This window comes from Corallococcus carmarthensis (assembly GCF_003611695.1).
In the GTDB taxonomy this organism is placed as follows: domain Bacteria; phylum Myxococcota; class Myxococcia; order Myxococcales; family Myxococcaceae; genus Corallococcus; species Corallococcus carmarthensis.
In genome coordinates, this window is record NZ_RAWE01000032.1 from 1 (window position 1) to 20,089 (window position 20,089).

Consider the following 20,089-nt stretch of genomic DNA (forward strand, 5'->3'; position numbering starts at 1 on the left):
TTGGCACCCAGAGCGAGGACGGCAGCCGCTTCGTCGAGCGCATCCTCACGGCCGTGATGAGCCTCAGGAAGCAGGAGCGCAACGTGCTCGACGCTCTCACTGCGTCCCTTGAAGCCCATCTCCACGGCACTCCCGCACCATCGCTGCTGCCCGGGACCTGATTCACGCTCGCGGTCGCCAGACCCCGTGAACGCTTACGAAGAAGCCATGACCCCAGCCTCTGACAGCGTATTGCTCGCCGCCGCCACGGTGGAGGGCGGTGAAGGACTCGCCCAGCACATCCGCACCGGCCACCACCAGTTCCTCGCCGATGAGCCGGCTTCGCGCGGCGGCGCGGACCTGGGCCCCGCGCCGTACCAGCTCCTCATGGGCTCGCTGGGTGCGTGCACGGCCATCACGCTCAGGATGTACGCGGAGCGCAAGAAGTGGGACCTGGGCAGTCTCGTCGTGCGCCTCAAGCTCCTGCGCGAGCCCGCGGGTGAGCGCGTCGAGCGGATCCTCGACTGCGCTGACACGGTGACGGCGGAGCAGCGGGCCCGGCTGCTTGAGATCGCCGCGAAGACGCCCGTCACGCTGACGTTGTCACGGGCCCTTCACATCGAGACGCGCTTCGCGTCCACCGAACGCCCTGGTGGCTCTGGAGAATGACTGGCTCAAGACGAGCTTCCAGCCCTCGCAGCCCAGTGCTCCGGGGTCCAAGTTGGAGACGCCTCGCAGCTGAATCGAGTAGGGCGAGCTCACGGGGAATCCCCGTGGCGGGGATGGCGTGCTCGATGGCCCCGGGGGCGCCCTCCACTTCGACGAGCAGGTCCATGCATGGGAACTGCTCGAAGCGAAGGGTGGCATCGCCGAACACGTACCAGGCGATCTCCCTCGTGATGCACTCGCTCTCCTCGAAGCCCGTGCGCTCAAGGATGTTCCGCAGCGTGGCTTCATCCTCCACCCGGGTGTTCAATTCCTCTCGCACCTTGTATCCGTGCTCCAGGCGGGCGCCGCCCTTCCACGTCAACTCCGTCCAGCCGCCTGCGGGCGCCTTGTAGGCGCGGACCCGCAGCCGCCCGGCACCTCGGTCTGGACCTGACTCGAGCGTGTAGTACCGGTCCACCATCGTTCCAGTGAAGCGCAGCCTTCCGCCTGCTTCCTCGACGTGCCTGCGGCGCAGCAGCAGGTCGTCCACGACGCTCTTGAGCTCCACCTCATGCATGGCGGCATCTTGATGAGCAGCGATGAGAATCGCATGGGGAAGGGATGAGGGAATTCTCATTCGCTGACGATGGCACGTGAAACGCAAGATGCGCACTGCCGGTATCAGGGCGGATGAGACGCCGGCCTGACGGGTTCGCCGACTCCAGGGCGCCATGGAATGGATGGCGCGTGTCACGGATTGAGCGGAATGTCTTCCACGGTCTTTTCCCGCGCGAAGATGAAGAGGCGATGAAAAGTCTCTCAGCGAGCCATCGGTTCGCGGACACAGCCCTCCTGCATCAGGCATGACTCGAAAGCCCCCCGCGCCGCGGAGCACGGATGCCCAGGTGTCTTCGGGGGCGAAAGGACGTCAGATGCCGAGCACGCCCGGAGGCGCCGCCCATCGCGGTGGGTGGCCATGGGGCCTGGGGGCGACCCTGGTGCTCGTGCTCGTACGGCTGCTCTACGCGGGGCACGTGGAGCTGGCTCCGCAGGAAGCCTATTACTGGCAATACGCGCGGCACCTGGACCTGTCCTACCTGGACCATCCTCCGATGTGCGCCTGGTGGATGGCATTGTCCGTCCGGCTCCTGGGGGATTCACAGGTGGCCCTGCGCCTGCCCGCCATCCTTTCCTCCGCCGCGCTCGGTGGCGTCTTGTTTTCACTCGGCAGGCGCTTGTATTCGCCCGCGGTCGGGATGCTGACGGCGGTCGCCGCGAACGCCACGGTCCTCTTTGGCCTGGGCGCGGTGGTGATGACGCCGGACGTCCCGCTCGTGCTGTTCTGGGCCGCCGCGCTGCGCGTGCTCTGCGAGCTGGTGCTGCCCGATGGCCAGGGGGGCGGGCGCTTCGGCTGGCGCTGGTACCTGCTGGGCCTGCTCTGCGGGTGCGCGCTGCTGTCCAAGTACACCGCCGCGCTGTTGCCGCTCCAGGTGCTGGGGACGGCGCTGGTGACGCGGCGGGGGCGTGAAGCCCTGCGCACCCCGCATCCCTACGCCGCCAGTCTGCTCATGATCGCGGTGTTCTCACCGGTGCTCCTCTGGAACCAGGCGCATGGCTGGGCGTCCTTCGCGTTCCAGACCACCGGCCGTGCGAAGACGGTGGATGGCTTTCACGGCTTCCTCGTCGGCCGCTACCTGGGCCTCCAGGCGGTGGCGGTGGGGCCGCTGCTCTACCTGGCGCTGCTGCTGACGGCGGGCGCCCTCGTGCGTCAGGCGTGGCGGGGCGATGACCGCGCGCGGCTGCTGGCCTTCGCGAGCGTGCCGGGCCTCGCCCTGTTCACCCTGGTGAGCCCCCTGCACTGGGTGAAGATGAACTGGGTGGCCCCCGCGTATCTGGGCTTGATGGTGGCCGCCGCCGCGGGCGCGTGGGCCTTGCGCGAGCACCGGGCCGTGCGCGGCTACGCGGCGCTGAGCGTGGGCGTGGGCGCGGTGCTGATGACAGGCATGTACCTGATGCCGCTCTGCCCGTGGATTCCCTTTCGCGAGCGCGACAACCTGGTGAGCGGCTGGCGTGAGCTGGCCAAAGCCGTGCAACAGCACCGCGAGGAGTCCGGCACGCCCGCGCCGATGGTGGTGGGGTGGGGCTACAAGACGGCGAGCGAGCTGGCCTGGTACCTGCCAGACCATCCGGAGACGCAATCCGACTCCGCGCTGGGCGGAGACGGGCTGGCGTATGGCTTCTGGCTGGACCGGGTGCGCCCCGGCGCGGACGCCCTCATCGTCGCGGACCTGCGCCAGCCGCTGCGCGACGCGGAGGCGCGGCTGGCGGAGCATTGCGCGGCGGTGCGCGAGCTGCCCTCCGTGACGGTGCACCGCGGCGACCGGCCGGTGACGACCTTCAAGCTGTGGTCGTGTCAGCGCTGGCATTCCCGGCCGGAAGTGGCGGTGCGGCGGACGCCTCCGGCTTCGGGAGTCGCAAGATGAAGCGGCTCTCTCCGTCGACCCGCGCGTAGTCGAGCGTGCCGCCATGCGCCTCGGCGATGGTCCGCGACACCGCGAGCCCCAGGCCGGTGCCCTCGCCCTGCCGGGACGCATCCGCCCGGGCGAAGCGCTGGAAGAGCCGGGCCTGGAAGGCGGTGTCCACCCCCTCGCCGTCATCCCCCACGGTGACGCGCACGCCGGTGTCCGTCGCGTCCAGCTCCACGCGGACGCGCTCGCGCGCGTAGCGGCACGCATTGGAGAGCAGGTTGTCCAGCACATGGGCCAACAGGACCGGATTGCCCCGGACCCGCGTGGGGGCACCGTTCAGCTCCAGCTTCAGGCTCCGGGACTGCGCCGCCGGGTGCTGCTCCGTGCGTTGGAGGGACTGCCGCGCCAGCGAGTGCAGGTCCACGGGCTCCAGGTTGATTACCTGGGTGCCGGCATCCGCGCGCGCCAGCTGGAGCAGCGCGTCCACCAGGTGGGTGAGCTGGCGGGTCTCATCGAGCACGATGGCCAGCGTGCGGCGGTACTCCTCCGGCGTCCGCTCCCGGCGCAGGCTGACCTCCGTCTCACCCAGGATGATGGTGAGCGGCGTGCGCAGCTCGTGCGCCGCGTCGGAGGTGAACGAACGGATGCGCAGGAGCGACGCGCGGGCATCCGCGAGGAGCTCATTCAGGGTGGACGCCAGCGTGTCCCACTCGTCCCCGGTTCCCCGGTCGGGAAGGCTCAGGTCCAGCTCCGAGGCCCGCGCGGCGCGGACCCGGTCACTGGCTTCGCGCAGCGGCTCCAATGCCTTGCGCGCCAGCGTGCTGCCTATCACCGTGGCCCCCAGCACCGCGAACGGCATGCTGAAGACGATGGCGCCCAGGGCCTGCAGGGCCTCGTCGAAGATTCCCTCGTGCAGCCACAGGCTGGGGTTCTCCGCGTGCTGGAACGTCTCGGAGATGGCCAGCACCGCCGTCACCAGCACGCCGTAGAGGAGCGTGGTTCCCAGGACGGAGCTGGCGAAGAAGAGGGTCAGCTGCTGGCGGAGCGTGCGCGGGCGCCTCATGGGCGGCTCCGGAGCACGTAGCCCACGCCGCGCACGGTGTGGATGAGCTTGGTGGCGAAGGGGGTATCCACCTTGGTCCGCAGGTAGCGGATGTAGACCTCCACGACGTTGGAGAAGGTCTCGAAGTCATGCTCCCACACGGCCTGCACGATGCGGGTCCGGGACAGGACCTCGCCCGCGTGCTCGAGCATGAATTGCAGCAGGGCGTACTCCCGCGCGGTCAGCGGAATCTCCACGCCGGCCCGGACCACCTTCCGGGTGGTGGGGTCCATGGTCAGGTCCGCGTGGCTCAGCAGGGGCGTGGCGCGGTTGTCGACGCGGCGGAGGATGGCGCGGATGCGCGCCAGCAGCTCCTCGAAGGCGAAGGGCTTGATGAGGTAGTCGTCCGCGCCTGCATTGAGCGCGCTGATGCGGTCCGCGACCGCGTCCTTCGCGGTGAGCATGAGGATGGGCGTGGTGTCCTGCTTCGCGCGCAGCGCCCGGAGCAGGTCCAGCCCGGACAGCCCCGGCAGCATCCAGTCCAGGATGATGAGCGCGAAGCGCTCGTGGCGCATCATCTCCTGGGCCTGCGCGCCGTCCACGCTCTCGCGCACGCGGAAGCCCTCTTCGGTGAGGCCCCGGGAGATGAAGGCGCGGACCCGCAGTTCGTCTTCAACGATGAGGATGGACACGATGAGGTTCCTGGCAACGAGGCCCGGCGGTGGCACGGGAGTGGCCGTCGCGGGGGAAGGACAACCGCAGGTGGGCTCCCCGCGGCGAGGGGAGAAACTCCGCATGGGCGCGGTGGGCCCGGGCGACGAGGGCGCGCAGCTCCTGGTGATCATCGACGACGAGGACTCGCATGGCGGGTTTCCCGCCCGGAGCTATACCACTGGCGGGAAGGCTCGGGCCGGAGGGCTCCCGGCGCCGTTCAGCCGCCGTTCAACCCCCCGCTGGCAGGGTCGCCGCATGGCTTCCCGGTGCAGGCTCCGAAGACCCGATGCCCGCCTGATGCTGCTCACGTGACTGACGGTGTTCCTGCTGGAGGGCGTGAGCGGCGCCTTCTTCCGTCCGCTCGCGGTGCTGGGCATCGCCCTGGTGCTCTACCTGGACTTCCAGTCGGGCTGGCTCGTCGCCTTCACCCTGGGGACGTTGCCCTTCGCGCGGGTGGGCGGGGTGGCGGGCGTGCTGCTCACCGGCGGGGTCGTCTCCCTGGGCTCGGCTGCTCGTCCCCTCCCTGTACCTGCGCTTCGGGAGGAGACAGCCGCCAGCGGCGCCTACAGCTGGATCTTGAAGCCGCCAATGAGCGTGCGGGGCGCGTTGGGGCGCGCGCCGTAGGGACGGCGGCCGACGATGACGGCCTCGTCCAGGAGGTTGCGGCCGCTCACGTAGAGCTGCCCCCAGCGGGTGATGTTCCAGTTGGCGTTCACGTCGAACGTCAGCAGGGCCCCCGTCTTCACGCCCTCGGGAATCTCACCCTGGCCCGCCTCCTCGCGCATGCTGCCCAGGTAGGTGGAGCTGATGAAGGCGCCCCAGCGCGCGCCCTCCACGCCAATGGACGCGAAGAGCTGGTGGTGGGGCACGTACGGCAGCTCGTCTCCCGCCACCACGTTGCCGAACTGCGGATCCGACGAACGGAAGTCGTTGAGCAGCTTCGTGCGCGTGAACGTGTACGCCACCGTCAGCGGGAAGGTGAGGCCGCCGCCCGGACGGAAGGTCTTCTCCGCGAAGGCCTCCAGGCCGTAGATGTTCGCCGCGCCCGCGTCCACCTGCCGGTCCAGGTTGTCGTTGAGACACCCGTTGGAGAAGGTGCAGACGTCGGTGAGGTTGGAGTAGTCGTTGAAGAAGCCCACCACCTCGAAGCGCTCACCGCGCCGCGACCAGCGTGCGCCGGCCTCGTAGTTGATGCTCTTCTCCGGGCCCACGGCCTGCGGCTGTCCCGGCGCGGGCGGGGAGAAGCCCCGGTAGGCACCGGCGAACAGGCCCAGCGCGGGGTTGAGCGCGCCGTAGACGCCCACGCCCGGCATCAGCGCCTCCAGCGACCCGTTCTGGGTGGTGCCCTCCAGCTTGTCCACGGATTTGGAGCGGATGATCTCCAGCCGCACGCCCGGCGTCACCACCAGCGGGCCCCAGGCGATGGCGTCCGTCGCGTGCAGCGCGAGCGCGTGCGTGGAGTCCTTGTTGTCGGCGGTGACCTCCGTGGTGCCACCCTCGGCGACCAGCTCGCCGGACACCATGCGGAAGCCGTCCTGCGTGTGGCGCCGGTCGATGCTGTCGAAGTGGTAGCGCACGCCGAACTCGGCGTTGTGCGACAGCGGGCCCGTCTTCGCCGTCCAGCGGGCGACGCTCTGGAGGCCCTGGTTGACGAAGACGCGGTGGTTGGGCCCGATGAGGATGGTCTCTCCCGGCGTGGACGAGTCCAGCTCCCCGGTGAGCACGCCGTAGTAGATGGCGTTGCGCGCGCTGGTGGGGTCCGCGAGCACGTCGGAGATGCTGATGCCCCGGAAGCCGTTCACCTTGCGCCAGGTGCGGTCCAGGTCCTGGCGGTACAGCGACGTCGTCACCGCGATGTCGCGGCCTTCCAGCACATGGCTGAGCACCGCCTGGGTGCGGTGCCACTGCATGTGGTCGAACTGGCTGGCCTTGTAGCGGCGCAGCGGGTTCGCCGCGAAGTCCGCGTCCGACAGGCCCAGGTACGTCTCGTTGGAGCCCTCGTCGGAGTAGCCCAGCTTGAGCTGGAGCGTCTGGCGCAGCTCGCCATCCGGCACCAGCCGGTAGCGCGCCTTGGCCATCCACTCGTTGCGGTGGAAGCCGGTGGTGGCGTCGCTGTTGTCGAGGTCCTTGAACCCGCTGCTGCGCAGGTGGATGCCTTCGATGAGGAAGCCCGCGCGCTCGGTGCTGGCGCCGAAGTAGCCGTGCGCCTTTCCGTAGAGGTACTGGCCGCCCGCGACGTCCAGGCCGAACGACTCCTGCGTGGGGATGTCCCGGGTGATGAGGTCCACCGACCCGCCCACCGTCTGCGGGCCCTGCTGCACGGAGGAGGGGCCCTTGAGCACGCGCACCGACTGCATGCGCGTCATCAGCGGGAAGTAGTACGCGGCGGGCGCGGAGTACGGCGCCGGCCCGAAGAGGATGCCGTCCTCCAGCAGGGTGACCTTCTTGCTGCGGTCCGGGTTGACGCCGCGCAGGCCCAGGTTGGGCCGCAGGCCGAAGCCGTCCTCGCCACGGCCGTACACGCCCGGCACGGACTGGAGGATGGCCTGGGGGTCGTCCAGCTCGTAGCGCTGGAGCTTCTCCGGCTTGAGGATGTGGATGGAGCCGCTCGTCTTCGCCTCGGACGTGCCCACCACGACGCTCTCGAAGCGGCGGCTGTCGGCGGGCGGCGTCCCGTCGAGGGGCGCGTCGGCCGGGGCGGGCCCGGGAAGAAGGGCTCGGAAGGTGTCTGGGCCTGGAGCGGCGCGTCCGCGGCGGCGGGAGCCGGCTCGGGCACGGGTTCGGTGGCGGGCGGCGCGACAGCGGGCTCGGCGGCGGCCGGGGGCGGGATGCTGTTCGACAGCACCATCGTGCTGTTCCTGCTGTGGCGCCGCACGCGGCCGTTCGCGTACGTCGTGGTGGTGGGCTTCCACGTGGTGACGTTCGTGCTGTTCCCCATCGGGATGTTCCCCTTCATCATGGTGACGGCGGCGCTGGTGTTCTTCGATCCGTCGTGGCCGCGCGCGCTCATCGCCCGGGTGCGGCGGCTTCCCGCCACCGTGCGTCCCTCCGTGGCGGACCAGGGGGCGCCTCCGGCGGCGCCGGGTTGGAAGGGCCGCGTGGCGTTGGGCGCGGCGCTGGTCTACGCGTTCCTCCAGGTGGTGCTGCCGCTGCGCACGCACGCGTACGGAGGCAACGTGCTCTGGCACGAGCAGGGGATGCGCTTCTCCTGGCGGGTGATGACGCGGGAGAAGAACGGGAGCGCGACGTTCATGGTGCGCGACAGCGTCACCGGCCGCCAGTGGCACGTGCCGCCCAGCCAGTACCTCACGCGGTTGCAGGAGCGGGAGATGGCGGTGCAGCCGGACCTCATCCTGCAACTGGCCCACCAGATTGCACGGGACTACGAAGCGACCACGCACCACCCCGTGGAGGTGCGGGCGGACGTGCGGGTGTCCCTGAACGGCCGGATGTCGGAGCCGTTGGTGGATCCCACGGTGGACCTGGCCAGGGAGGAGGACGGGCTTGGCCCCAAGGCATGGATCCTCCCCGCGCCCGAGGGCCCTCCGGTGCATCTGCGCCCCACGCGGTCCGCGCGGGCTGGTGGCCCCGGAGCCTGACTTCCGGCCGTCAGCCCAGCGTCAGCAGCGCGCCGGCGACCATCATCCCCACGCCCACGACGAGCTTCCACGACATGGGTTCTCCCAGCAGCCCCCACGCCAGGACGAGCGTGAGTGCCAGGCTGAGCTTGTCGATGGGCGCCACCCGCGAGGCGGGAGCGAGCTGGAGCGCCCGGAAGTAGGCCAGCCAGGACAGGCCCGTGGCCACGCCGGAGAGTGCGAGGAAGAGGAGCGTGCGACGGCTGAGGGTGGGAAGGGCGGTCCCTTCTCCCCGGGCCAGCGCGATGGTCCAGGCGAAGACGAGCACCACCACGGTGCGCAATGCGGTGGCGAGTGTGGACGGCACGCCCTCCACGCCCACCTTGCCGAGAATGGCGGTCAGCGCGGCGAAGCCCGCGGAAGCCAGTGCGTAGATCCACCACGTCATGTGCGTGACTCCTGGGATGGGGCTCGAGGCCGTTGGATAGCGCCGTCACATGCGCCAGTGCACCAGGTACTGCATCGTGGTCATTCCGAGCCGGGGCACTGGCGCAACCCGTCTCGCAGGATCGCGGCCAGCGCCTCGGGCGGATAGCGCAGCGCCATCGCGGACGTATCCACGTACACGTTCGGCTCCCACCTCATCGCGCCCGTGCACTCCGTGGCCGGCGAATCAAGGCACGTAGGCGATGCAATCAATCTCCACGCGCAGGCCGGCGTCTGGAAGCGCGGACACCTGCACGGTGGTGCGCGCGGGCCGGTGTCCGGCGAAGACGCGCTCGTAGACGGCGTTCATCCGGGCGAACTCCTGCATGTCCACCAGGAAGACGCCGCAGCGCAGGACGTGCTGGAGGCTGGAGCCGCCGGCCACGAGGATGCGCTCCAGGTTGCGCAGCACCTGCTCCGTCTGCGCTTCGATTCCCTCGGCCTGCACCCCGGTGGCGGGGTCCCTGGCCGCCTGTCCGGAGATGAAGAGCAGTTGGCCCAGCTGCATGCCGGGTGAGTACGGGCCCGCGGGCTTGGGCAGACCAGGCGCGAGGATGGGCTGATGCTTCGCTGACGTCATGGGCTTCTCCTTGGAGGGGGTGAGGCTACACGGCGCACGTGACCCGATATCAAGTCGCGCCCGGCTTCAACGCGGACGCGGAGCGCAACAGGCCGGCGCCGCTCACGATGAGAATGCCGGTGAGGACCAGCACCGCGCCCACGGCGAAGGAGAGGTCCGCGTGCTCGTTCAGCACGAAGATGCCCGCGCTGACGCCGAACAGCGGCGTCATGAACGAGAAGACCGACAGGTTGGACGCGAGATAGCGGCGCAGGAGCCAGAACCAGGTGAGGTAGCTGGCGAAGCAGACGATGACGCCCTGGAAGAGCAGGCTCGCCCAGGCCACGGGGGCCATCGTGATGGGGCCCGCCTGGCCCGTGAGCAGGGCCACGGGGAGCAGCAGCGCGACGCCGCCCACGAGCTGGTACAGCAGGGTCTGCGTGGGCGGTGCTTCGGACAGCGGCGAGACGCGAATCGCCACGGTGGTGGCACCCCAGGACAGGCCCGCGAGCAGGCCCATCGCGTCGCCCAGGAGCACGCCCGGGCTGATGCCACCCTGGAGCCAGCCGCCGCCAAAGGCCAGCGCGATGCCCGCGAAGGCCACGCCAATCCCCAGCCACTGCGTCCGCTTCAGCCGCTCGGAGGGCACGAGCCAGTGCAGGCCCAGCGCCGCGAAGACGGGGGCGGTGTAGAGGAAGACGCCCATGTGCGAGGCGTGTGTGTGGCGCAGCCCCTCTCCCACGAAGAGGAACTCCGAGGCGAAGAGCACGCCCACGAGCAGGCCGGAGCGCCAGGGACCCCGGCGCAGCAGCCCCCGCTCGCCACGCAGCCAGCACAGCAGCCCGACGAGCAGCGCGGCCACGCCCGAGCGCATCGCCATCTGCATCAGGGGAGGGATGTGGGGAGCGGCCAGTTTGACGGCCACCTGCTGCATGCCCCAGATGGCGCACAGCAGGAGCATGGTCGCGAGCGCGAAGCCGTCCGCGGGTTTCCGGTGAGAACTCATGACTTCATACTGCGGCTGACGGGGCGGATGGATATAGCGAGATTCCGACAACCCATGCCGAGAAGCCGCCATGGCAAAGCAGCTGCAAGTTCCCTTCACCTCAAAGCTTCCACACCCCGTGTATTTCCGCTCGGCGAACCTGCCCGCGGCGGCCACGTATCCGCGGCACCGCCACCCGTGGGGTGAGTTCGTCTACGCCTTCAGTGGGGTGATGGAGCTCAAGCTGGCAGGCAGCCACTACCTGGCGCCACCGCAGTACGGCATTTGGCTTCCGCCCGACGTCGAGCACCGGGGCATGAACCGCTTCGAGGCGACCCACTGCTCGCTCTACCTCGCGCCCGCGTGGTGCCGGGGTCTGCCCCGGACGGCGTGCGCGATGGCGGTCGGCCCGCTGATGAAGTCCTTGTTGGAGCATCTGCGCGCGCAGGACCTGGCGCAGCCACGCACCAGCGCCGAGCGCAGGTTGTTCCGGGTGCTCATCGACCAGCTGACGGTGGCCCCCGCCCATGGGAGCTACCTGCCCATGTCCGAGGACCCGCTCCTGGTGCCGGTCCTCACGGCATTGGAGCAGCACCCGGAGGATGAGCGCTCCCTGTCCGAGTGGGCCCGGGAGCTGCACACCACCGAGCGCACGCTGGAGCGGCGCTGCCAGCAGCACCTGGGTCTGTCGTTCAGCGAATGGCGCCAGCGGCTGCGCGTGGTCAAGGCGCTCGCGATGCTGGAGCAGGGACACGCGGTGGAGGCCATCGCGCTCGACCTGGGCTACAGCAGCGCCTCCGCCTTCATCGCGATGTTCCGGCGGATGACGGGCACCACGCCGGACAAGGTCCGCGGCCATGGCTTCATGGCGGCGTAGCGGGCCATCCCCCTATGGCTTCGCCGCTCCGCTGGATTGACGGACGACGGCGCTGGAGCCCGGCACGCGGCCTTCCTTTGGAAGCGGCTCGAGCCGGCCGCCGAGGTTCTGCGCCAGGAACGCCTCCACCCGCGCGTGGTAGTCCAGGTTGTTCTCGGGCTGGTAGAAGCCGTGGCCTTCGTCGGGATAGAGCACGTACGTCACGTCGCGCCCGGCCTTCTCCAGCGCGGACACCATCTGCTCGGACTCGGCCTGCTTCACCCTCGGGTCGTTCGCTCCCTGCGCCACGAACATGGGGACGCGGATGCGGTCCACGGCGAAGACAGGCGAGGTGGCGCGCAGCCGCTCCTGCTCGGACGGGTCGTCCACGTCGCCCACCCGCTGGGCATACGAGCCCCGGATGACCTGCCACTGCGGTGGGAAGGACTTCAGGAACGTGAAGAGGTTGGAGATGCCAAAGGCATCCACCGCGCAGCGGTACACCGCGGGGCTGAACGCCGCGCCCGCCAGCGCCGCGTAGCCGCCGTAGGAGCTGCCCATGATGGCGACCCGCGCGGGATCCACCTGGCCCTCCTTCACCGCCCACGCCACCGCGTCCTCCAGGTCGTCGTTCATCGCGCGGCCCCACTGCCGGTTGCCCGCGTTGAGGAAGGCCTTGCCTAGCCCCGCGGACGCGCGGAAGTTGACCTGGAGCACCGCATAGCCCCGGTTCGCCAGCCACTGCGCCTCCGGGTTGAAGCGCCACGTGTCCCGCGTCCACGGGCCTCCGTGCACCAGCAGGACCGTGGGCAGCGGGCCCTGCGGCGCTCCCACCGGCCGCGTCAGGTAGCCCGTCAGCGTCAGGCCGTCGCGGGACTTCAGCTGGAAGGGCTTCATCTCCGCCAGCGGCACCCCGTCCAGCGACGGCTGGTTGGAGAAGAGCAGCTCCGCGCGGCGGGTGGACCGGTCGTAGGTGTAGTAGCGCAAGGGGGCGGTGTCCTGCTCGAAGGCCACCACCCACCGGCGGTCCGCGCGGTCGCGGCTGACCAGGGAGAAGTCGCCGCGCGCCACGCGGCCCAGCGCCTCGAAGTCCTCGCGCACGCCCGGGTCCAGCACCGTCCACCGCAGGTGGCCGTCCGTGGTGAAGGCCACCGCCTGGACCACCTTTCGCTCGGGATGGAAGAGGACGTCCATCACGTCCGAGCCCGCGTCCTCCGCGAGCACCTTCTCCGCGCCCGTGCGCAGCACCTTCTCCACCACCCGCGAGGTGTTGGAGCCGTGCGGACTCTTCAGGTACACCCTGGCGCCGTCGCGTGAGAAGCCGATGAACCCCATGTACTGTGGGAAGACGTTCTCGCGCAGGGGCACCTCCAGCAGCGTCCGCCACGGGGCGCGCACGGCGTCCCGGACGCGCAGCACCGTGGTGCCGTCCGGCTTCTGCGCCAGTGCGCCGCGCACGTTCAGCTTCGCGTCCGCCGTCCAGGTCATCACGTCGCCCGGGTCCTGGGTGTCGAGTGTGATGGCGCCGGTGTCGAGCGACACGCGGTAGATGTCCGAGCCCGTGCGCTCCCGGAGGTTCATCGTCACCAGGACCTCCCGCGGCGCGGTGGGGGAGGACTCCAGCAGCCGGGCGCGGATGCCCTGGAAGGGCGTCAGGTCGCGCACCACGCCGGTCGACAGGTCGGCGGAGTAGACGTGGGTGTTCTCGTCGCCGTCGGAGTCCTGCGGGTAGAGGAGGGTGCGCGAGTCCTGCGCCCACTCGTAGTACCGAACGCCCCGCTCGGGCTCCTTCGTGACGGCGCGGGTGTCGTCCTTGCCTTGCAGCGTCCGCACCCAGACCTGCATGACGCCCTTCGCATCAGGCGCGACCCAGGCCAGCTTCTCGCCGTCCGGCGACAGCGTCGGATCATCCCGGACGGGGTTGCCGAAGAGCAGCTCCCGGGGAATCACGGGCGGCACGTCCGCCAGCGCGGGCATGGCCCACAGCATCAACACTCCCACCCCCATGAGCAGCCGCATCGCGTCTCCCGGTGCCGTCGTTCGCGCCGCTCCAACACCCTGCGCGTCTGCTTCTTCCGCTGGCAGACCTGCTTCGTGCAAGAAACAACAGGCCCAGCAACCCGTTGGGGTTGCTGGGCCTCTGAAGCCTGGCTTCCGGTCCGTCCGGAGGACTACCGGACGATGTTCAGCGCGGTGTCATCGATGAAGAAGCTCGTCTGCAGCGACGAGTCCTCCGTGCCGTTGAAGTAGATGCGGACGGTCTGGCCCTTGTACGCGGCCAGGTCGAACGTGCGCTGCACGTAGGCCGTGCCCTTGTCCAGGTTGCTGTACGTGGCCAGCGTGGCCAGCACCGTGCCCGCGCTGTTGCGGACCTGGACGGCCAGCTTGTCGTAGGCCGTCGAGGTCGTCGTCTCCGCCGTGGTGATGCGCGCCCAGAAGCTGAACGAGGCGCTGCACGCCGTGGAGGGGATGGTGACGTCCTGGTAGGCGAACTCGGTGCGCGTGGCGCCGTAGCCGTTCAGGTAGGCCTTGTACGTGCCCGTGCGCGGCGCGCTGCCGGACGTGGTGCCGTCGATGACGCCGGACGACGTGGTCCAGCCCGTGCTGCCGCTCTCGAAGCCCGCGTTGAGCAGGAGCTGCTCGGAGATGGAGCAGCTGCCCGTGCCGTTGTTCACCGTCACCGACACCGTGGCGGACGTGCCGACGTTGTTCGCCGCGTCAAACGCCTTCGTGGTCAGCGCGTAGGTGCCATTGGCCACCGCCGTCGTGTTCCACGCGAAGCTGTACGGCGCGGCCGTCGCCGTGCCCAGCAGCGCGGTGCCCGCGTAGAACTCCACGCGCGCCACGCCCACGTTGTCGGTGGCGCTGGCGCTCAGGGTCGCGGTGCCGCTCAGCGTGGCGCCGCCCGCGGGCGAGGTGATGGACGTCGTGGGCGGGGTGGTGTCGCTGCCGCCGCCGCCGGTGATGAAGAGCGTGTACAGCAGCTTGTTGGGCGAACCCGTCCCCGGGCTGGTGACCTTGTTCGGCGTGGAGTTGTTCACCAGCGCGTCGCGCACCTGCGCGGGCGTCGCGGTGGGGTTGGCGCTCAGGTACAGCGCCGCGGCGCCGGCCACGTGCGGCGAGGCCATGGACGTGCCGCTCATCGAGGTGCTCGACGAGTTGCCGGAGTTCGAGGCCGAGGTGATGCTCGAGCCCGGCGCGAAGATGTCCACGCACGTCCCGTAGTTGGAGAACGACGAGCGGGCATCGGTGCTGGTGGTGGAGCCCACGGTGATGGCGTTGGGCGTCCGGGCCGGCGAATAGTTGCAGGCGTTGGCGCTGTCGTTGCCGGCGGCGACCACCGTCGTGACGCCCGCGGCAATCAGCCGCTCCGTCGCATCATCGATGGCCTGGATGCCGACGTCGCCCAGGCTCATGTTGGCGACCGCGGGCTTGACGTGGTTGGCCGCCACCCAGTCGATACCGCCAATCACCTGCGCGTCGTTGCCGTAGCCCGTGCAGTCGAGCACGCGAACGCCATGCAGGGTGACCTTCTTCGCCACGCCCCAGGTCGTGCCGCCCACCGTGCCCGACACGTGCGTGCCGTGGCCATGGCAGTCCGTGGGGTCGCTGTCGTTGTCGATGAAGTCGTAGCCGTTGCCGAGGCGGCCGGTGAACTCGGTGTGGGTCAGCCGGATGCCGGTGTCGATGACGTAGGCGTGCACGCCGGTGCCGTCGACGTTGTAGGTGTAGGAGCTGTCGCGCGGCAGGTCGCGCTGGTCGATGCGGTCGATGCCCCAGGTCGCGCCGGTCTGCGTCGCCGACACGTGGATGAGGCCGTTCTCCTGCACGTACGCCACGCGCGGGTCGCTCAGGAGGCGGCGGGCCTCGGCCTCGCTCATGTTCGCCAGGAAGCCGTGGATGGTGTGCTCATAGGTCCGCAGCACCTTGGCCCCGGTGAGGGATGCCATCTCCTGGGCGATGTTCACCGCACCCTGCTGCCGGACCTCCTGCGTGGAGTCGCGCAGGACGACGATGTACTCGTTGGGGATGGCGCGCTCACGGCGGAGCAGCTGCGCCGTGTGACCGATCTGCTCGCTGTCGGGCTCCTGGCCTTCGGGCATCGGGCCGCATGCCGCGGCCAGCAACGAGAGGGCACTCACCGCCTGGGTCAGTTTCAGTTTCATTCGGCCTCACGGGAACGTGCGGGCACCGGGACGGATGCCCTCGCACAGTCCGTGGAATTAGCTTTTCTTGTAAAAACGGTCAATCCGGTGAGGGCCGCCGGGCTGTCTTCTTTGCCAGCGCACGACAGGTGGCAGCTGCCACAGTGTGGGTTGACGGTCCCATGGAGGTGGACGAACGGTGGCTGCATCCAAGTCGATGGTGGGGTTGACCGCGGGGCTGCTCGTCGGTGGACACAAGGCGGCACGGCTGTTGGAGGCCGAGCTCGAAGCGACGGGGCTGAGTGCCGGCGAAGCCGTGCTCCTGTCCGTGCTCGCGTCGGGCGCCATGACGATGACCGGCGTCATGGCGACGCTGCACATCGGTGCGTCCACGGCGACCAGCCTGGTGTCGCGGCTGGAGAAGCAGGGACACGTGCGGCGTTCCCGCAACCCCGAGGACGGCCGCTCCCTGCTCGTCGCGAACACCGCGTCCGGGGATGCCCTGTGCAAGGCGGCCGAGGCTGCCTTCGCGAGTGTCGACGCGAAGCTCGCGGAGGCAGGCCGCGACGCCGTCCGGGGTCACAACGCGCTGATGAAGCGGCTCACCGGCCTCTCCTGAGCTTCCTTTTTATACTACGAAAGTGTAGTACGTTTTCGTAGTATTGAAAGGGAGGGATGGCCATGGATGACGACGTTTTCCTCGAACAGTTCTCACGCGGCGAGCCGGACGGGTTCGCGCATCTGGACCATGTGCGGGTGGTCTACCTCTACACCCGCCGCGTCGGCGGTGATGCCGCCGTCGAACTCACCCGCGCTGGACTGAGGGCGCTGACCCACCGGCTCGGGGTCCCGGAGAAGTACCACGACACCGTGACGGTCGCGTGGGCCCGGCTCGTCAGTCAACGAGCGGCGACTGAGCCGGGCCTCGACTTCACCGCGTTCATCCACGACAACCCACGGTTCCAGCGCAAGGACCTCCTGGAGGACTACTACTCCCGCGAGGTCCTCTTCGGCGCTGAAGCGCGGGCCCGCTTCATTGAGCCGGACCTGCGGCCCCTGCCCATCCAGGCTCCGCCTGGCGTGGGAAGCAACGTCACGGATTGAGGAGGGCCACGATGCCGCGGATCTGATCCACCGTCGATCCGGCGCGGGTCTCGATCGCCGTCACGACATAGGACTGGTAGAGCGTATCCGCGAAGGCCGTCCCGCCCGAACCTCCCACGGCCACGGTCGAGGACTGGGGCGCGTTCGTGGTGAGCCAGTTCGCCGGGGTGGAGCAGTAGAGGCCCAGTCCGTCCACCCTGGCGGCGCTGCGGCCATGGAAGCCCACCACGACCTGCCCCGAAGGGCAGTTGAGCGAAAAGGCATACCCGCCCGTCCCACCCGCCGTCCCCGTGACGATGGCGGAGCCGAGGCTGCCATTCGAATTGAGATAGGCGCAGCGGAGCCCGATCTGATCGAGCAGCGCCGCCTCCCGTCCGAAGATGCCCACGGCCACGTAGCCTGGCTGGCATCCCAGGGTGACAGGGTTGCCACCGGTACCGCCGTGCGTCGCCAGGGGCGCGGTGAAGCCCGTGACGGCAATGCCCGCCTCGACCTGTCCCAGCTCCAGCTCCTCCGGAACCTCCGTCTCCATCCCGCCACAGCCGGACAGGACCGCGAGGCACACCCCAGCCAGCGACGCCGAACGCATCATCTTCTTCATGGTCTTTCCCCCTCTAGGACCCACGCCCGGATGGGCGCGGAGACTCGTCGAGTAAAACAACTTTATCCGTCTTTAATGGGAATTCAATATTAACAGATATTTCGACCGGGAGCGCCGGGCGGTCCAACCGTCGCCGGGCTCTTTACATTGAGCGAACGTTCACTCAAAGATGCGGGGCATGCCTCGTACGGCGGACGCCAACGCAGCCCTCCGGGAGAAGACGCGGGAGCGCGTGCTCCAGGCCGCGGTGCGGCTCTTCTCCCGGCACGGCTTTGATGGGACCCGCGTCCGCGCGCTCGCCGAGGAGGCGGACATCGCCGTGGGGCTGCTCTATTCGCACTTCGAGTCGAAGGAGGCGGTGCTTGCGGCGCTGATGCAGTCGTCGATGCTGGACGTCGCGCACACGTTGGAAGCGGCGGACCGCGAACCCACCGCGCGCGGGTTCGTCACGGCGCTGCTCACGTCCGCCGTGGAGATGCTGGACGCGCACCGGGACCTCTGGCGGCTGAGCCAGAGCCTCCGTCACCAACCGGAGGTGCTGGCGCGGCTGAAGCTGCCGCTGGAGCACTTCCTGGGGGCCACGCAACAGCGGCTGGAGCAGGCGCTGGCGGCGCGCGGGGTGCCGGAGGCTGGCATTGAAGCGCGGGTGCTCTTCGCGATGGTGGAAGGCATCTCCCAGCAATACGTGCAGCACGAAGGCGGCTACCCCGCCGCCGAGGTGATCCGCGCCGCGGCCCGGCGGTGGCCCGGAGCTACTTCTCGCAAGCGAAAGGCAGACGCCCCATGAAGCGGCTGAAGGTTCCTGGCGGTGAGATGGCGTGGTGGGAGGAAGGGCAGGGCACGCCGGTGGTGCTCGTGCACGGGACGCCGTCCTCCTCGCGCGAGTGGCGGGACGTGGCCCGGCGACTCACGCCGTCGTACCGCGTGCTCGCGCCGGACCACCTGGGCTTCGGGGACAGCGAAAGGCCCGGGGACTGGCGCACCTATTCGCTGCCCTGGCACGTGGAGAACCTGCGCTCGTGGTTGGACCCGCAGGCGCTGGGACCGTTCCACCTGGTGGTGCATGACTTCGGTGGGCCCATCGCGCTGCCGCTCGCCATCGCGGCGCCGGAGCGGGTGCTGAGCCTCACCGTGGTGCAGAGCTGGCTGTGGGACCTGAAGGGGCCCAACGTCGACAACGCGCTGATGCGGTGGCTGTACCTGTCCTGGAACTTCTCCGCGCGGATGCTGGTGAAGATGTCCTGGGGCCGCCGCACGAAGCTGACGCGCGAACTGCACCAGTCCTTCCTGTCGCAGTTCCCGGACCGGGCGTCGCGGATGGGCACCTGGGGCTTCGCGCGCTCCATCTCCCACGAAGGCCCGTGGATGGAGGAGCAGGGGCGGGGCCTGGGCCGGCTGTCGGACGTTCCGGCGCTCGTCGTCTGGGGCAAGGCGGACAAGCTCGTGAAGCCCGAGCACCTGTCGCGCTGGAGGCAGGCCCTGCCCCGGGCGCGGGTGCTGGAGCTGGAGCACGTGGGTCACTTTCCGCAGCTGGAAGCGCCCGATGCGCTGGGTACCGCGCTCCGGGAGCACCTGGCTTCGGTGCCAGGATGTCAGTCCCTTCCGGGATGATGGGATTTCCATTTTTCAGGCGGGAATCATCCCGGAGGTTGAATCCATGAGACAGCTCATCCTGCTCGCGGCGCTCGCCGTCGCGACGACGGCGGACGCCAAGCCCAACACGACGCTGTACGCCACGGGCGCGGGTCCGGGCGGAGGCCCGGCGGTCAAGACGTTCGACCCGGGCAGCAACGTCAACTGGGTTTCCTTCTACGCCTACGAATCCAGCATGGGCACGGGCGTGGAGCTGGCCACGGGCCGTGTCACCACGAACTGGCGTCCGGACATCGTGACCGGCACGGGCGAGGGAGGTGGCCCGCTGGTGAAGGTGATGGATCCGAACAACGGCGGAGTGCTGGCGCAATGGTTCGCCTACGACTCCAACTTCCGGGGCGGCGTCTTCGTGGCCACGGGCGACGTGGACGCGGACGGCTTCGACGAGGTCATCACCGCGCCGGGCCGGGGCATGGGGCCGCTGGTGCGCGTGTGGAAGGTGAACGGCGGCCTGCGGTTGATCAACGAGTTCTGGGCGTATGACCCTGGTTTCACGGGCGGCGTGCGGCTGGGCGCGGGCGACGTGACGCGCGACAACGTGGCGGAGATCGTCACGGTGCCGGGCTTCGGCGGCGGCCCGCACGTGCGGGTGTTCAACCGCCTGGGCGGCGAGGTGTATGGCTACATCGCGCCGGTGCCGCGCCGGCCGTATGACAATGGCTTCTACACGAATGGCTACCGCGTGGCGGTGGGCAGCGACCCGTGGGGCACGCCGGAGCTCTATGTCTCTGGCAGTGACTGGCGCTTCTTCACGCACTACCAGCGCAGCGACGACTGCCAGATTCCGCCCATCTTCGTGTCGCCCAACTTCGTGCGGAAGGCCTACTGGGTGCTGACGCCCTACACGCTGGTCATGCGCCTGCCGGACGGCGCCGCCCTGGCGCGCTTCTCCACGGAGGACCTCAACACGGGCTTCCTGGGGCAGGAGGTCTCCTACGGGGACTACAAGAACCTCTGCGAGCCCAATGGCTCGGTCGGCTGCAACATCTTCACGTACCCGTACCTGGGGACGCTGGGTTCGGAGCCGGACTACTCGGCGCAGGTGGCCATGGTGCAGCAGGCGGGCGTGGGGCCTCGCCTGCTCGCCGGCAGCCCGGAGCTGAAGCTCGGGAACGGCGTCGCCGGCTGCTACCACCAGACGATGTTCAACCCCGGCACGCTCAAGACCTACGAGCGGTGGGGCGCGCAGCTCGGGTCCTTCCAGCCGTATGGCGCCTTCAACGGTGGCGTGCGGCCCGGCACGAACAACGACTGAAGGGGTTGGGTCGACC

The 20,089-nt window shown here is 69.5% G+C and carries 18 protein-coding genes and 1 pseudogene; 10 read left to right on the top strand and 9 right to left on the bottom strand.

Annotated elements, in window-relative coordinates; genetic code table 11:
• Positions 1-207: 207 nt before the first annotated feature.
• Together D7X32_RS11845 and D7X32_RS11850 are read left to right on the top strand one after the other, a co-directional pair.
• Complete coding sequence (locus D7X32_RS11845; protein ID WP_120602635.1) at positions 208-648, top strand: OsmC family protein; 441 nt, start codon at positions 208-210, stop codon at positions 646-648.
• 977 nt (positions 649-1,625) lie between these two features.
• A complete protein-coding gene (locus tag D7X32_RS11850) occupies positions 1,626-3,110 on the top strand; it encodes a glycosyltransferase family 39 protein (RefSeq protein WP_158625662.1) in 1,485 nt (494 codons plus the stop codon).
• On the opposite strand, the gene D7X32_RS11855 is transcribed toward D7X32_RS11850, so the two are convergent.
• Positions 3,025-4,158: a sensor histidine kinase gene (locus D7X32_RS11855; RefSeq protein ID WP_120602637.1), complete on the bottom strand. Its 1,134-nt coding sequence runs from the start codon at positions 4,156-4,158 to the stop codon at positions 3,025-3,027. The two genes, D7X32_RS11850 and D7X32_RS11855, sit on opposite strands and share 86 nt — an antisense overlap.
• The gene (locus tag D7X32_RS11860) at positions 4,155-4,829 is read right to left on the bottom strand and encodes a response regulator (protein ID WP_120602638.1); all 675 of its coding nucleotides are present in this window, start codon (positions 4,827-4,829) and stop codon (positions 4,155-4,157) included. The genes D7X32_RS11855 and D7X32_RS11860 overlap by 4 nt, the downstream gene beginning before the upstream one ends.
• A 340-nt stretch (positions 4,830-5,169) precedes the next feature.
• Between D7X32_RS11860 and D7X32_RS11870 the strand changes: the two genes are divergently transcribed.
• Complete coding sequence (locus tag D7X32_RS11870; protein WP_120602640.1) at positions 5,170-5,475, top strand: hypothetical protein; 306 nt, start codon at positions 5,170-5,172, stop codon at positions 5,473-5,475.
• Here the strand turns inward: D7X32_RS11870 and D7X32_RS11875 are convergent.
• Positions 5,415-7,487, bottom strand: a complete 2,073-nt coding sequence (locus D7X32_RS11875) for a TonB-dependent receptor family protein (RefSeq protein ID WP_244238971.1) — start codon at positions 7,485-7,487, stop codon at positions 5,415-5,417. The two genes, D7X32_RS11870 and D7X32_RS11875, sit on opposite strands and share 61 nt — an antisense overlap.
• Before the next feature lie 174 nt (positions 7,488-7,661).
• Between D7X32_RS11875 and D7X32_RS46680 the strand changes: the two are divergent.
• A pseudogene (locus tag D7X32_RS46680) lies at positions 7,662-8,450 on the top strand (HTTM domain-containing protein); the annotation flags it as partial.
• A 10-nt stretch (positions 8,451-8,460) separates the two neighbouring features.
• Here the strand turns inward: D7X32_RS46680 and D7X32_RS11885 are convergent.
• The 3 genes from D7X32_RS11885 to D7X32_RS11895 form a co-directional block, all read right to left on the bottom strand.
• Positions 8,461-8,877 carry an EamA family transporter gene (locus D7X32_RS11885; protein WP_120602641.1) on the bottom strand — a complete coding sequence of 139 codons (417 nt, stop codon included), beginning with the start codon at positions 8,875-8,877 and terminating at the stop codon, positions 8,461-8,463.
• 225 nt (positions 8,878-9,102) lie between these two features.
• On the bottom strand, positions 9,103-9,495 hold the full coding sequence (locus D7X32_RS11890) for a RidA family protein (protein ID WP_120602642.1): 393 nt from the start codon (positions 9,493-9,495) through the stop codon (positions 9,103-9,105).
• A 49-nt stretch (positions 9,496-9,544) separates the two neighbouring features.
• On the bottom strand, positions 9,545-10,480 hold the full coding sequence (locus tag D7X32_RS11895; RefSeq protein WP_120602643.1) for a DMT family transporter: 936 nt from the start codon (positions 10,478-10,480) through the stop codon (positions 9,545-9,547).
• Positions 10,481-10,598: 118 nt separating this feature from the next.
• Here D7X32_RS11895 and D7X32_RS11900 point away from each other — a divergent pair, with 118 nt between their 5' ends.
• Entirely contained in the window at positions 10,599-11,336 is a 738-nt protein-coding gene (locus D7X32_RS11900) for an AraC family transcriptional regulator (protein ID WP_244238972.1), read from the top strand.
• Between the two features lie 12 nt (positions 11,337-11,348).
• On the opposite strand, the gene D7X32_RS11905 is transcribed toward D7X32_RS11900, so the two are convergent.
• Entirely contained in the window at positions 11,349-13,334 is a 1,986-nt protein-coding gene (locus tag D7X32_RS11905) for a S9 family peptidase (RefSeq protein ID WP_120602645.1), read from the bottom strand.
• 152 nt (positions 13,335-13,486) lie between these two features.
• Positions 13,487-15,481 (bottom strand): S8 family serine peptidase, encoded by a 1,995-nt coding sequence (locus tag D7X32_RS11910; protein ID WP_120602646.1) that lies wholly within the window; start codon positions 15,479-15,481, stop codon positions 13,487-13,489.
• A gap of 178 nt (positions 15,482-15,659) precedes the next feature.
• On the opposite strand from D7X32_RS11910, the gene D7X32_RS11915 reads away from it, so the two are divergent.
• Together D7X32_RS11915 and D7X32_RS11920 are read left to right on the top strand one after the other, a co-directional pair.
• Positions 15,660-16,079, top strand: a complete 420-nt coding sequence (locus tag D7X32_RS11915) for a MarR family winged helix-turn-helix transcriptional regulator (RefSeq protein WP_147450116.1) — start codon at positions 15,660-15,662, stop codon at positions 16,077-16,079.
• Positions 16,080-16,141: 62 nt separating this feature from the next.
• Positions 16,142-16,564, top strand: a complete 423-nt coding sequence (locus tag D7X32_RS11920) for a hypothetical protein (RefSeq protein ID WP_147450117.1) — start codon at positions 16,142-16,144, stop codon at positions 16,562-16,564.
• On the opposite strand, the gene D7X32_RS11925 is transcribed toward D7X32_RS11920, so the two are convergent.
• Positions 16,554-17,165 carry a jacalin family lectin gene (locus tag D7X32_RS11925; RefSeq protein ID WP_120602649.1) on the bottom strand — a complete coding sequence of 204 codons (612 nt, stop codon included), beginning with the start codon at positions 17,163-17,165 and terminating at the stop codon, positions 16,554-16,556. The two genes, D7X32_RS11920 and D7X32_RS11925, sit on opposite strands and share 11 nt — an antisense overlap.
• Before the next feature lie 178 nt (positions 17,166-17,343).
• Between D7X32_RS11925 and D7X32_RS11930 the strand changes: the two genes are divergently transcribed.
• From D7X32_RS11930 to D7X32_RS11940, 3 genes are read left to right on the top strand one after another with little or no spacing between them, the layout of a single operon-like run.
• Complete coding sequence (locus D7X32_RS11930; RefSeq protein WP_158625663.1) at positions 17,344-17,952, top strand: TetR/AcrR family transcriptional regulator; 609 nt, start codon at positions 17,344-17,346, stop codon at positions 17,950-17,952.
• Positions 17,949-18,776 (top strand): alpha/beta fold hydrolase, encoded by an 828-nt coding sequence (locus D7X32_RS11935; protein WP_120602651.1) that lies wholly within the window; start codon positions 17,949-17,951, stop codon positions 18,774-18,776. Before D7X32_RS11930 ends, D7X32_RS11935 begins: the two co-directional genes overlap by 4 nt.
• 46 nt (positions 18,777-18,822) lie before the next feature.
• Positions 18,823-20,073 carry a hypothetical protein gene (locus D7X32_RS11940; protein ID WP_120602652.1) on the top strand — a complete coding sequence of 417 codons (1,251 nt, stop codon included), beginning with the start codon at positions 18,823-18,825 and terminating at the stop codon, positions 20,071-20,073.
• Positions 20,074-20,089 lie beyond the last annotated feature (16 nt).

Excerpts from the sequence above, each read along its gene's own strand:
- D7X32_RS11855 (WP_120602637.1), bottom strand. The coding sequence starts at position 4,158 with ATGAGGCGCCCGCGCACGCTCCGCCAGCAGCTGACCCTCTTCTTCGCC.
- D7X32_RS11930 (WP_158625663.1), top strand. The coding sequence starts at position 17,344 with ATGCCTCGTACGGCGGACGCCAACGCAGCCCTCCGGGAGAAGACGCGG.
- D7X32_RS11935 (WP_120602651.1), top strand. The coding sequence starts at position 17,949 with ATGAAGCGGCTGAAGGTTCCTGGCGGTGAGATGGCGTGGTGGGAGGAA.
- D7X32_RS11845 (WP_120602635.1), top strand. The coding sequence starts at position 208 with ATGACCCCAGCCTCTGACAGCGTATTGCTCGCCGCCGCCACGGTGGAG.
- D7X32_RS11920 (WP_147450117.1), top strand. The coding sequence starts at position 16,142 with ATGGATGACGACGTTTTCCTCGAACAGTTCTCACGCGGCGAGCCGGAC.
- D7X32_RS11895 (WP_120602643.1), bottom strand. The coding sequence starts at position 10,480 with ATGAGTTCTCACCGGAAACCCGCGGACGGCTTCGCGCTCGCGACCATG.
- D7X32_RS11940 (WP_120602652.1), top strand. The coding sequence starts at position 18,823 with ATGAGACAGCTCATCCTGCTCGCGGCGCTCGCCGTCGCGACGACGGCG.
- D7X32_RS11925 (WP_120602649.1), bottom strand. The coding sequence starts at position 17,165 with ATGAAGAAGATGATGCGTTCGGCGTCGCTGGCTGGGGTGTGCCTCGCG.
- D7X32_RS11890 (WP_120602642.1), bottom strand. The coding sequence starts at position 9,495 with ATGACGTCAGCGAAGCATCAGCCCATCCTCGCGCCTGGTCTGCCCAAG.
- D7X32_RS11910 (WP_120602646.1), bottom strand. The coding sequence starts at position 15,481 with ATGAAACTGAAACTGACCCAGGCGGTGAGTGCCCTCTCGTTGCTGGCC.
- D7X32_RS11905 (WP_120602645.1), bottom strand. The coding sequence starts at position 13,334 with ATGCGGCTGCTCATGGGGGTGGGAGTGTTGATGCTGTGGGCCATGCCC.
- D7X32_RS11885 (WP_120602641.1), bottom strand. The coding sequence starts at position 8,877 with ATGACGTGGTGGATCTACGCACTGGCTTCCGCGGGCTTCGCCGCGCTG.